Origin of the sequence: Actinomadura harenae (assembly GCF_003696215.1) — a bacterium.
GTDB classification, from domain to species: domain Bacteria; phylum Actinomycetota; class Actinomycetes; order Streptosporangiales; family Streptosporangiaceae; genus Spirillospora; species Spirillospora harenae.
Genome location: NZ_RFFG01000043.1, coordinates 1 through 11,800, shown reverse-complemented (window position 1 = coordinate 11,800; position 11,800 = coordinate 1). Strand labels below are relative to the sequence as shown.

The window sequence follows — 11,800 nt, the reverse complement described above, 5'->3', positions numbered from 1 at the left end:
CATCCGCGCACGGCGGAGGCGGGCGCGGCACCGGCGCGGAGCGGAAAGTCTCCCCCACCGGCAAGCTGCCCGACAGGGAAAAGAACGGTGACCGCCGCGCCCACCTCGGCGAATGTGGCCGGCGGACATGGTCGCGGTGGCCGCTGACGCCCCGGTTCCCGCCCTCCCAGTGCGGGAGCCGGGGCGTAGCGCGTTCCTTGGCGACTTCCGATCGCGGGCGCCTTCCGTTACGTCCGCGTTCCCCGGACGGTCAGGCGGAGAGCGTCCCGTCCAGGACGGTGACGGCCCCGCCGGTGAGGACGACCCGGTCGCCGCGCAGCTCCGTCCGGACGTACCCGCCGCGGTCGGACGCCTGGTACCCGGTCAGTGCGTCGCGTCCGAGGCGGGCGGCCCAGAACGGCGCCAGGGCGCAGTGCGCCGAGCCGGTCACCGGGTCCTCGCCGTCGCCCAGCCCGCCGGCGCCGAAGAACCGCGACACGAAGTCGTGGTCCGCGCCGGGCTCGGCGGACGCCGTGACGATCACCCCGCGCGCGTCGATCGCCGTGACCGCGGCGACGTCCGGCGTCAGCGTCCGGACGGTCTTGGCGTCGGCGACCTCGGCGAGGATGTCGCCGATCGCCGTCCGGCCCGTCCAGGCCACCGGGACGCCGAGCGCCGCCGACAGGCCCTCCGGCTCGATGATCTCCTCGGGCGGGCACGCCGGGAAGTCCATGGCCAGGCCGCCCCCGGGCGCGGGCGTCACGGTCAGGACGCCGCTGTGCAGGGTGCGGAACCGGAGCGGCCGGTCCGGTTCCGCGACGCCCGTGCCGAACAGCGCGTGCGCCGCGGCCAGCGTCGCGTGCCCGCACAGGCCCACCTCGACGAGCGTGGTGAACCAGCGCAGCTCGAAATCGGCGTCCGGGCCGGTCAGCGGCCGGACGAACGCGGTCTCGGAGTGCTTCATCTCGGCGGCGACCCGCTGCATCCAGACCGGGTCGGCGGGACCGTCCAGCAGGCAGACCCCGGCGGGATTCCCGGCGAACGGGCGTTCGGTGAAGGCGTCGACGACCAGCATTCTCATGCCCTCGACGCTAACCGCGCGTCCGCCGTCCTGAAACGGCCAATCCACGGGAATGGACTGATCCATGGGCCCGGGAGCCGCCCACCGGTGATCAGGTGGCGGTGGTCAGGCGCGTCCGGCGAGGCGGGTGAGCGCGGTCGCCCGCTCCCGGATCGGAACCCGCGCCCGCCGGGCGGCCACGGTCTCGGCGGACGGGTCCCGGGCCTCGGGAACGGCGCGGGCGGCGTCGGGGCCGTGCGCGGCCTCGTCGTGGAAGTGCGCGTCCCAGCGGCGCGGACAGGCGACGATCCAGCCGAGCACGAAGCCGACGGCCAGGCTCGCCGCTCCCAGCATGAACAGGTTGAGCCACATTGTCGGGCCTTCTCCAGGTCGTTTCCGGGGGGCGAACCCCCCGGGAGTGGGACGACGCTAGTGGCGTCCCCAGGCCCGCGACCGGCCGTTTCACCGGAACCGGCCCGGTGTGACCATGCCCCCATGCCCCGTTCCGGCCACCTCCGGGCGCCCCGCGGGCGACTGCCCCCGCCGGGCCTGGCGACGTAGTCTGGCGGAGAGGGCACCTGTCGCGACCGGCCCGGGGCGGGCACGAGTGGGGAGGACGCGATGACCGATCGGATCGCGCTGTTCCCCCTGAGCGCCGTCCTGTTCCCCGGCGTCGTCCTGCCGCTCCACCTGTTCGAGGAGCGCTACCTCAGGATGCTGGCGGACCTGCGGGCCGGCCCGGAACCCCACCGGTTCGGGGTCGTCGCGCTCGAACTCGGCCGCGAGACCGCCGGTTTCGGCGTTCCGGGGGTCCCCGGGGAACCGGGCGGTCCTGGCGTCCCCGCCGAGCCCCTCGCGTCCGACGGGCTGAGCGGCCTCGGCGGCGCCGGTGAGCCGCCCGCGCCGCTGCGCCTGGCGGAGATCGGCTGCGTCGCCGATCTCCAGGAGGTCGTCCCGCTGCCGGAGGACCGGTACGACGTCGTCTCGGTCGGCGGACGGCGGTTCCGGCTGAAGGAGCTGGACCGTTCCGGCCCCTACCTGTGCGGGGACGTCGAGTACCTGCCGGAGGAGACGGGGGCGGCGGGCGCCGACCTGGTCCGGCGCGTCCGGCGGCTGTTCCACCTGTACCGGCACCGGCTCGCGGCGGCGGGCGCGGACGTGGGCGACCCGGCCGAGCTCCCGGACGACCCCGTCGCCCTGTCCTACCTGGTCGCGGCGGCGACCGTGCTCGACCCGGCGGACAAGCAGCGGCTGCTCGCCGCCGAGGACGCCGCGCACCGGCTGCGCGCCGAACGCGACCTGCTGCTCCGCGAGACCCGGCTGCTGGACGCGCTGCCGACCGTCCCCGCCGGGCAGTTCCTGGACGCCTCGGCCCACCCCAACTGACGGGCCCGCGTCCCGCGCGGCCTGATCGTCCTTTGCGGCAGGATGGGCCCATGGCGAAGGGAAAGCGGCAGCAGGGCGGCACCGGCACCCCGGCGACGGTGGCCGCGGCGAAGGCGAAGATCGAGTACGGGCTGCACCCCTACGAGGTGGACCCGGACGCCGAGTCCTACGGCGAGGCCGCGGCCGACGCCCTCGGCATCGCCCACGACCGGATCTTCAAGACGCTGCTCGCCGAGGTGGACGGGAGGCTCACCGTCGGGGTCGTCCCGGTGTCGGCCTCGCTGGACCTGAAGGCGCTCGCCTCCGCCGCCGGGGGCAAGAAGGCCCAGATGGCCGACCCGCAGGACGCCGAGCGCGCCACCGGCTACGTCGTCGGCGGGATCAGCCCGCTCGGGCAGAGGAAGCGGCTGCCGACCGTGATCGACGAGTCCGTGTCGGCCCTGGAGACCGTCTACGTCTCGGCCGGACGGCGCGGACTCCAGATCGAGCTGGCCCCCGCCGACCTCGTCCGGCTCACCGGCGCCCGGCTCGCCGCGATCGCCCGCCGCTAACCCGACGTCTCGCGCCGCACGCCCTTCGTCCCGTCCCCCGCGGGCCCGTCCTCATCGGAGCCCCCTCCGACCGCGCGCCCTTCCCCACCCGAGCCCGCGCCACCGTCGGCCGGAGCCGCGCCAGGGTCGGGCGAGGCCGCGCCATTACCGGACGGGGCCGTGTCACTGTCGGACGGGACCGTGTCACTGTCGGCCGGGGCCGTGCCGCCGTCGGCCGGGGTCGCGCCGTTGCCGGACGGGGCCGTGCCACCGTGGGGCGGGGGCGCGTCACCGTCGGCCGGGGCACCGGAGTCGGCGGCGGAGGAGGAGGAGTCGGCGGCGGAGGAGGTGTCGGCGGGGAGGCGTTTGACGATCACTTCGAGGGCGGCGTAGGCGGCGACCGCGGCCAGTGGCCAGAAGACCAGGAGGCCGCGCGCGCGGACGTCGGGCGGGCCCTTGACCTCGGTGCCGTCCGCGCCCGTCCGGAGGACGTGCTGGTAGTGCGCGAGCCCGAACCGGTGGCCGACCCACCAGGCGAGCAGGGCCGCCGCCGTCCCGCCGAGGGCGAGGCCGACGAGCAGCGGGACGTCGTTGTCGCGTCCGCCGAACCGGTAGGCGACCAGGCCGCACAGCAGCCCGGCGACGATGCCGATCAGGGCGAACCGGGCGTCGGTGCCGATCGGCGCCTGGCTCTCGCCGTCGGCGAAGTAGGCCTCACCGCGCACCACGACGAAGGTCACCGTGGGCGACACCGCGTGCCAGAGCACTCCGGCGACCGGGCCCAGCACCGCGATGGCCAGGGTGGTGACCACGGCGGTCTGCACCTGACTGAGGGACCGTCCCTGCACCTCGTACGCTCCTCACGGGCCCCATGCGCCGCGCCTGTAGCCGTCCGTCGCCGATCAACAGCGAAAAGCCTAGCCCCCTCCCCGGACGGCCCCGGACCGCGACCCCGCCGCCCGCGTCCCCGCCCCGTTACATATCTGTACATGTCGGAAACAGCTGAGGAACCGGTCTACTCTTTCGCCGGATTCCCCTCTCCGACGGGCCGGTTTCTTGAGATAATGTTGCCCGACATGTCCGGATTCAGTCCCGCGTTCGAGCGCCTCGGCGCCGCCGTCTCCGCGGTGGTCCTGCAGCAGCAGGAGACCCTCGCGGAGTTCCTGCCGCGCGAGGACTGGAGCGCGGACCTGACCGCGCGGACCTACACCAGCGGCGGCGTCACCGTCCGGGTCGGGCTGCTCGGCAGCTACGCCGCCCGCGAGCGCACCTGGCTGTGGGGCTGGGCCAACCCCCAGTTCGGCGAGGACCACCCCGCCGTCCTCCCGACCCTGCCGATCCGGGCCCTCGGCGCGCGCCTCGGCATCCCCGAGTTCACCACCCCCGAGGTCGACCTGTCCTGGTACGAGGGCCCCGCCGGGCACGGCGGCGAGCTGGTCGCCATGGCCGCGGGCGGCGTCCTCGGCGGGGGCGGCTACATCGGCGCCGGTTACGACGGCGGCTCGGCCTACCTGCACGTGGACGACCCGCAGGCCCCGCCCGCCGGCTGGGACCCGGTGCCCGTCCCCCGGCTGCTCACCAACGCGACCAGCCTGTTCTCCCGCGACCCGCGGCTCACCCTCGCCGGGCTGCTCAGCCGGCACCGGATCGCCTACCGCGAGCGGGACGGCGTCACCGAGGTCCCGCTCCCCGGCGGCGGCACGGCCCGCGCCGTGTTCGACGACCACGGCCGCTTCGCCCGCTGGGACGCCGAACTCACCCCCGCGTCCCTCCCGGACGACCGCGGCGTCCCCGCCGTCCACTGATCCCGCCGGCCCCGGCCCCGGCCCCGGCCCCGCGCCGAGGATGATCACGCTCCGCTAGGTTGCGGGGCATGCGATTCGGGATACAGCTCAACCCCGTCGCGAGCGGGCTGGAGAACATCCGCGCGCTCGCCCGGCAGGCCGACGCCGCCGGCCTCGACCTGCTCGGCGTCCAGGACCACCCCTACGCCGCCGACCTCGCCGACACCTTCGCGCTGATCGCCACCGTCCTCGCCGACACCGAGCGGCTCCGCGTCTTCCCGGACGTGGCGTCCCTGCCGATGCGCGGGCCCGCCATGGTCGGCAAGCAGGCCGCGACCCTCGACCTGCTCAGTGGCGGACGGTTCGAGCTCGCCCTCGGCGCGGGCGCCTTCTGGCCCGCCATCCAGGCGATGGGCGGACCGGTCCGCACCACCCGCGAGGCCCTCGCCGCGCTCACCGAGGCCATCGAGATCATCCGCGCGATGTGGCGGCCCGGCGAGACCGTCAGGGTCGAGGGCGAGTACTACACGGTCAAGGGCGTCCACGCCGGGCCCGCGCCCGCGCACCCCGTCGGCATCTGGCTCGGCAGCGTCGGCCCCCGCGCGCTCGCCCTCACCGGACGCGTCGCCGACGGCTGGGCCGCGCCGATCCCGCACTACCTGAACTACGAGAAGTGGCCGGAGGCGCAGCGGATCATCACCGACGCCGCGGTCGAAGCGGGCCGCGACCCGGCGTCCATCACCCGGATCGCGCAGCTCGTCGGGCACATCACCGACGCGCCGACCGGGCCGCCCGCCCTCACCGGCGAGACGCCCGTCCACGCCGACGCCGCGACGTGGGCCCGCGTCCTCGCCGGCCTCGCGAAGGACGGCGGGTTCGACTCCTTCGTGTACTGGCCGGAGCAGGGCGACGAGCGGCAGCTGCGCCTCTGGACGGACGAGGTCGTCCCCGCCACCAGGGAACTCCTCGCCTGACGCGCCGGAAGGCGAGGGGCCGGGACGGTGATCCGTCCCGGCCCCGTCACGTTCGGCGCGTCAGCTCAGGCAGGACGGCCCGAGCAGCTGCTTCAGGTCGCCCATCAGCGCCGGGGACGGCGCGACGCGCAGCCGGTCGTCCAGCCGGACGACGGTGGTGCGCGGGCCGTTCTGGATGTGCAGGTGCACCTCGGAGTTGCCCGGGTGCGTCGTCAGGACCTCCTTGAGGCGGCTGACGACCGGCGGGACGCAGCGGCCGAGCGGCATCGTCACCGACAGCGGGCCGAACGAGTCGGTGACGGTCAGGTCCGGCTGGGTGACCTCCATCGCGATGATCTTCGCGACGTCCTCGCGCCGGTCCAGCCGCCCCTTGACGACCAGGATCGCGTCCTCGGCGAGCAGCGTCGAGCACAGCTGGTAGGACGACGGGAAGCACATGACCTCGATGGCGCCGCCCAGGTCCTCCAGCTGGAACATCGCCCACGAGTTGCCCGTCTTGGTGACCTTGCGCTGCAGGCCGCTGAGCAGGCCCGCGACGACCACGACCTGGCCGTCCGGGCGCTCGCCCTCGTTCAGCGACGCGATCGAGCAGTCGGCCTCGCGCTCCAGGACGTGCTCGATGCCGAGCAGCGGGTGGTCCGACACGTACAGGCCGAGCATCTCCCGCTCGAACGACAGGAGCGTGGTCTTGTCCCACTCCTCGTCCTCGGGGATCGCGACGGCGAACGCGTCCTCGCCCGTCTCGTCCTCCAGGGCGCCGAACAGGGAGTCCTGCCCGATCGCCTCCTTGCGCTTGATGTCGATGACCGAGTCGATCGCCTGCTCGTGCACCATGAGCAGCGCCTTGCGCTGGTGCCCGAGGTCGGCGAACCCGCCCGCCTTGATCAGCGACTCGACGACCCGCTTGTTGCAGACCTGCGCGGGCACCTTGCTGAGGAAGTCGTTGAAGTCGGTGTAGGCGCCCTTCTCGCCGCGCGCGGCGATGATGCCCTCGACGACGTTCACGCCGACGTTGCGGACCGCGCTCAGCCCGAACCGGATCTCCTTCTCCCCGATCGGGGTGAAGTCGGCCTCGGAGGTGTTGACGTCCGGCGGCAGCACCTTGATGCCCATGCGGCGGCACTCGTTCAGGTACAGCGCGCTCTTGTCCTTGTCGTCGCCGACGGACGTGAGCAGCGCCGCCATGTACTCGGACGCGTGGTTGGCCTTGAGGTAGGCCGTCCAGTAGGAGACCAGGCCGTACGCCGCCGAGTGCGCCTTGTTGAACGCGTAGTCGGAGAACGGGACGAGGATGTCCCACAGGGTCTTCACGGCCTCCTTGGAGAAGCCGTTGTCGATCATCCCCTGCTCGAAGCCCTCGAACTGGGCGTCCAGCTCGGCCTTCTTCTTCTTGCCCATGACGCGGCGCAGCAGGTCGGCCTTGCCGAGCGTGTAGCCCGCGACCTTCTGCGCGATCGACATGACCTGCTCCTGGTACACGATCAGGCCGTAGGTCGTGCCCAGGATCTCGGCGAGCGGCTCGGCCAGCTCCGGGTGGATCGGGGTGATGTCCTGCTGGCCGTTCTTGCGGAGCGCGTAGTTGGTGTGCGAGTTCGCGCCCATCGGGCCGGGGCGGTACAGCGCGCCGACGGCGGAGATGTCCTCGAACTCGGTGGGCTTCATCAGCCGCAGCAGGGACCGCATGCCGCCGCCGTCCAGCTGGAACACGCCCAGGGTGTCGCCGCGTCCGAGCAGCTCGTAGGTCGGGGCGTCGTTCAGGGGGATCTTCAGCAGGTCGAGGTCGATGCCCTTGTTCTTCTTGATGTTGTCGACCGCGTCCTGGATGATCGTCAGGTTTCGCAGGCCGAGGAAGTCCATCTTCAGCAGGCCGAGCGTCTCGCAGGTCGGGTAGTCGAACTGCGTGATGATCGCGCCGTCGGCGTCGCGGCGCATGACGGGCACGTGGTCGGTGATCGTCTCACCGCTCATGATGACGCCCGCGGCGTGCACGCCGGTCTGCCGGATCAGGCCCTCGAGACCCTGCGCCAGGTCGATGACCTGCTTGACGTCGGTCTCCTCCTCGTACAGCCTGCGCAGCTCGCCCGCCTCGCCGTGGCGCGGGTGCTTGTCGTCGAAGATGCCGGAGAGGGGGATGTCCTTGCCCATGACGGCGGGCGGGAACGCCTTGGAGATGCGGTCGCCCAGCGCGTACGGGAAGCCCAGGACGCGGCCCGCGTCCTTGATGGCGGCCTTCGCCTTGATGGTGCCGAAGGTCGCGATGTAGGCGACCTTGTCGGCGCCCCACTTCTCGGTGGTGTAGCGGATGGCCTCGACGCGCCGGTCTTCAGGGAAGTCGATGTCGATGTCGGGCATCGACGCGCGCTCGGGGTTCAGGAACCGCTCGAAGATCAGGCCGTGCGGGATCGGGTCGAGGTCGGTGATGCCCATCGCGTAGGCGACCAGCGAGCCCGCCGCGCTGCCTCGGCCCGGCCCGACCAGGATGCCGTTGCGCTTGGACCACATGATGAAGTCGGCGACGACCAGGAAGTACGACGGGTACCCCTTGCCGACGATGACGCCCATCTCGTACTCGGCCTGCTCGGCGTAGCCCTCCGGGAGGCCCTCGGGGAACCGCTCCTCGAGGCCCCGCCAGACCTCCCGGCGGAACCAGCTGTCCTCGGTCTCGCCCTCCGGCACCGGGAACTTGGGGCTCAGGTCGCGGAACTCGAACATGCCCTCCGGGTCGACCTTCTCCGCGATGAGGAGGGTGTTGCGGCACCCCTCCTGCCACGCCTCGGAGGTGTCGATCGAGCGCATCTCGTCGGCCGACTTGATGTAGTAGCCGCTGCCGTCGAACCGGAACCGGTCCGGGTCGGCGAGCTGCTTGCCGACCTGGACGCACAGGAGCGCGTCGTGCGCGGTCGCCTCGGACTCGTGCGTGTAGTGCGAGTCGTTGGTGACGACCGGCCTGATGTCCAGCCGCTTGCCGATCTCCAGCAGGCCCTCGCGGACGCGCCGCTCGATGTCGAGCCCGTGGTCCATCAGCTCCAGGAAGTAGTTCTCCTTGCCGAAGATGTCCTGGAAGTTCGCGGCCGCCTTCAGCGCCTCGTCGAACTGGCCGAGCCGCAGCCGGGTCTGGATCTTGCCGGACGGGCAGCCCGTCGTCGCCATGAGCCCCTCGGAGTGCTCGGCGAGCAGCTCCTCGTCCATCCGGGCGTACTTGAAGACGAAGCCCTCCATGTACGCGCGGGAGCTCAGCTTGAACAGGTTGTGCAGTCCCTGCTTGTTGCGCGCCCAGATCGTCTTGTGGTTGATCAGGCCGCCGCCGGACACGTCGTCCCGCTTCTGGGACGGGTCGCCCCAGGTCACCTTCTTCTTGTGGAACCGGGACTCGGGCGACATGTACGACTCGATGCCGATGACCGGGGTCACCCCGACCGACTTCGCGTGCTTCCAGAAGTCGTAGGCGCCGTGCATGTTGCCGTGGTCGGTCATCGCGATCGCGGGCATCTTCTGCCGTTCGACCTCGGCGAACATCTGCTTCAGACGCGCGGCGCCGTCCAGCATGGAGTACTCCGTATGGACATGCAGATGAACGAACGAGTCACCCACGGCTGACGCGCCTCCTGAGTTGTCGCATGCGACCGCCCGCGTGCGGACGGCACGCGCCGGTTCGGAACTGGCCCGGGGAAGATCGTCGCCGCGGAGCCCCCTCCACGACGACGTGGCCCCAAGAGCCTAACCCCGCCCGCCGACAGTCCGGACCCCGACACGCAGGCGCCCGGCTTGCCCCGAAGTCGGCCGATCGCCGCGTGCGGCGCAGGGGCGGATTCGACCGGTAGGGGTCAGTCCGTGCCGTCGCCCTTGGACGGCCCCCCAGGACCCGCGGACGGTCCCCCGGAGCCCCCGGACGGCCCCTCGGAGTCTCCCGGCGGACGTTCTGTGCCACGCGCCGAATCCCGCCGCGTGTGATCGGAATCGCCCACCGAAGACCCGGCATCGCTCGCCGAGGGCCCGGTATCGCCCGGTGAGGGATCGGCGTCGTCCGGTGAGGGATCGGCGTCGTCCGGCGCGTGCCCGGAGTCGTGGTGCCGGAACTCCTCCACCAGGGTCGAGACCGTCCTCGGCACGTGCTCGTCCGGGTCGCCCGGCGGCCCCTCGGGATCCTCCGCGGGTGTCGGTTCCTCGCTGCCCCTCAGGGCGGGCCAGGCCCGGTAGACGACCGCGACGATCGGGACGGCCACGGCGGCGCCGGGCAGGCCGCCGACGACGCCGCCGACGGTGATCGCGAGGATGACCGCCAGCGGGTGGAGGCGGACCCAGCGGCCCACGACCATCGGCTGCAGGAGGTGGGACTCCAGCTGGTGCTCGACCAGCAGGATGCCCAGGAAGATCAGCGCGGCGACGCCGCCCTTGGCGCCGAAGGTCACGGCCACGGCCAGGCCGCCGCCCACGAAGATGCCGACGATCGGGATGAAGCTCCCGAGGAAGATCACGACGGCGAGCGGCGCCACCAGCGGGACGCCCATGATCGCCAGCACGACCGCGAGCACGACGGCGTGGATCGCGGCCACCAGGACCGTCCCGTGCACGTACTGGGACAGCGTCTCCCAGGCGGCGCGGCCCGCGCGGTCGACCCGAGCGCGGTAGCGGCCGAGGCCGCCGATCGACCAGCCCCAGATGTTCGGGCCGTCCTTGAGCAGGAAGAACGTGACGAACAGCAGGAACACCATCGCGGCGAGGGCCTCGATGGTGGCCGTCCCCCAGTCCAGCGCCGTGCTCGCGAGCATGCCGCGCCGCGCCTCGACCCACTTGGTGCCCTGGTCGACCGCGTCGTTCAGCTTGGAGTGCTGAACGTGCAGCGGGCCGTTCTCCAGCCAGTGCTGGACGGACCTGGCGGTGTCCTGGACCTCGGAGACCAGCTTGGGGAACTCGTCGTTCGCCTGGATGCCGACGTAGGTCCCGATGCCGCCCAGGGCCGCCAGCGCGACCAGCAGCGTCAGCCAGGTCGCCGCCAGCGGCCCGAGGCCGAGCCGCTGGAACCGGACGGTCAGCGGCCGCAGCAGGGCGGTGAGGAACAGCGCGATCGCGCACGGAAGAAAGACGATCTTGAGGGTGCCGACCACCCAGGTGAGCCCGTAGACGACGATGCCGATGGCGATGAGCCGCCACGCCCACGCCGCCGCCGAGCCGAGCAGCGGCGGCACCATCGGTGTTCCGCGTCCGCTCGTCGTCCGATCGTTGGCCACTGCGCGCCCCGTTCGTGCCATGGTCCCGAATGCCGTCAGGGCAAGGTTAGGGGTCTTCGCAACGGTGTGGGGTGTTCGGCCGGGGGCGGACGGCGGACCGTCTCACCCGACGAGACGATCGTCCTGACGATTGGCACGGACGGACGGCGTCCTCTAGCATCGGCGTCGTGACACGTCGTTATCGCAGGTTTACGCAGCCGGCTCCGGGTGAGCCGGTCGGCGCGACCTGAGCGACGACCCCGGAGCCGGCATGAGGCGAAGCCCACCTTGGGCTTCGCCTTCTTTCATGAAGCCGCGGCCCGGGTACGACGTCCAGGGTCGCACGACGAGAGGGACCCCGGATGACCAAGGACCATGCGAACGGCGACCCCGCGCCCGGCACCGGCACCGGCGCGCCCCGCGACGGGAGCGGCGAGCTGCGGATCCGCGTGCCGGACGCGTCGCGGATCACCGACCTGACCGCCGCACGGGCCGCGATCGACGCCATCGACGCCGCGCTCGCCGACCTGCTGGCCCGCCGGACCGAGGTGGCGGGCGTGGTGCAGCGCCTCAAGCCGGTCGGCGGGTTCGCGGGACGCAACCCCGAGCGCGAGCGGCAGATCGTCGCGGCGATGGCCGAGCGCGCGCCCGCGCTCGGCCCGGACCGCCTCGCCCGCATCATGAACGCCGTGATCGAGGCCGGCCTGGAGGTCGCCGAGGAGACGTCCCGGGGCTAGAGGAGACGTCCCGGGGCTAGTGCGCTGACCGGGAAGGTTTGCCGGGTTTGGTCACGCGGCTTTGCTGCGGGGGCGGCCCCATCGTTGTTGGCGTTGGCTGCGGATGCGGGCGCGTTCTCGGCGTTGGGCTGCCAGGATGTCGG

At 72.5% G+C, this 11,800-nt stretch carries 10 protein-coding genes; 5 read left to right on the top strand and 5 right to left on the bottom strand.

Features of this window, described 5'->3' with window-relative positions:
* Nucleotides 1–250 precede the first annotated feature (250 nt).
* Together EBO15_RS23155 and EBO15_RS23150 are read right to left on the bottom strand one after the other, a co-directional pair.
* On the bottom strand, nt 251–1,060 hold the full coding sequence (locus EBO15_RS23155; protein ID WP_122196535.1) for a PhzF family phenazine biosynthesis protein: 810 nt from the start codon (nt 1,058–1,060) through the stop codon (nt 251–253).
* Between the two features lie 105 nt (nt 1,061–1,165).
* Entirely contained in the window at nt 1,166–1,411 is a 246-nt protein-coding gene (locus tag EBO15_RS23150) for a hypothetical protein (RefSeq protein ID WP_122196534.1), read from the bottom strand.
* A gap of 249 nt (nt 1,412–1,660) precedes the next feature.
* On the opposite strand from EBO15_RS23150, the gene EBO15_RS23145 reads away from it, so the two are divergent.
* Nucleotides 1,661–2,425 (top strand): LON peptidase substrate-binding domain-containing protein, encoded by a 765-nt coding sequence (locus EBO15_RS23145; RefSeq protein WP_122196533.1) that lies wholly within the window; start codon nt 1,661–1,663, stop codon nt 2,423–2,425.
* Nucleotides 2,426–2,475: 50 nt separating this feature from the next.
* Nucleotides 2,476–2,976 carry a Cys-tRNA(Pro) deacylase gene (ybaK, locus tag EBO15_RS23140; protein WP_122196532.1) on the top strand — a complete coding sequence of 167 codons (501 nt, stop codon included), beginning with the start codon at nt 2,476–2,478 and terminating at the stop codon, nt 2,974–2,976.
* Here the strand turns inward: ybaK and EBO15_RS23135 are convergent.
* Nucleotides 2,973–3,803 carry an ABC transporter permease family protein gene (locus EBO15_RS23135; RefSeq protein WP_147481621.1) on the bottom strand — a complete coding sequence of 277 codons (831 nt, stop codon included), beginning with the start codon at nt 3,801–3,803 and terminating at the stop codon, nt 2,973–2,975. The genes ybaK and EBO15_RS23135 overlap by 4 nt on opposite strands.
* A 228-nt stretch (nt 3,804–4,031) precedes the next feature.
* Here EBO15_RS23135 and EBO15_RS23130 point away from each other — a divergent pair, with 228 nt between their 5' ends.
* Nucleotides 4,032–4,760 carry a DUF6882 domain-containing protein gene (locus EBO15_RS23130; protein WP_122196530.1) on the top strand — a complete coding sequence of 243 codons (729 nt, stop codon included), beginning with the start codon at nt 4,032–4,034 and terminating at the stop codon, nt 4,758–4,760.
* 68 nt (nt 4,761–4,828) lie between these two features.
* The gene (locus EBO15_RS23125; RefSeq protein ID WP_199744752.1) at nt 4,829–5,713 is read left to right on the top strand and encodes an LLM class flavin-dependent oxidoreductase; all 885 of its coding nucleotides are present in this window, start codon (nt 4,829–4,831) and stop codon (nt 5,711–5,713) included.
* Nucleotides 5,714–5,773: 60 nt separating this feature from the next.
* Here the strand turns inward: EBO15_RS23125 and dnaE are convergent, their stop codons facing one another.
* Complete coding sequence (gene dnaE / locus EBO15_RS23120) at nt 5,774–9,304, bottom strand: DNA polymerase III subunit alpha (RefSeq protein ID WP_122196528.1); 3,531 nt, start codon at nt 9,302–9,304, stop codon at nt 5,774–5,776.
* Nucleotides 9,305–9,537: 233 nt separating this feature from the next.
* Entirely contained in the window at nt 9,538–10,941 is a 1,404-nt protein-coding gene (locus EBO15_RS23115; RefSeq protein ID WP_233616377.1) for an AI-2E family transporter, read from the bottom strand.
* A gap of 341 nt (nt 10,942–11,282) precedes the next feature.
* Here EBO15_RS23115 and EBO15_RS47100 point away from each other — a divergent pair, with 341 nt between their 5' ends.
* On the top strand, nt 11,283–11,657 hold the full coding sequence (locus tag EBO15_RS47100; protein ID WP_122196527.1) for a chorismate mutase: 375 nt from the start codon (nt 11,283–11,285) through the stop codon (nt 11,655–11,657).
* The last annotated feature ends 143 nt before the right edge of the window (nt 11,658–11,800 follow it).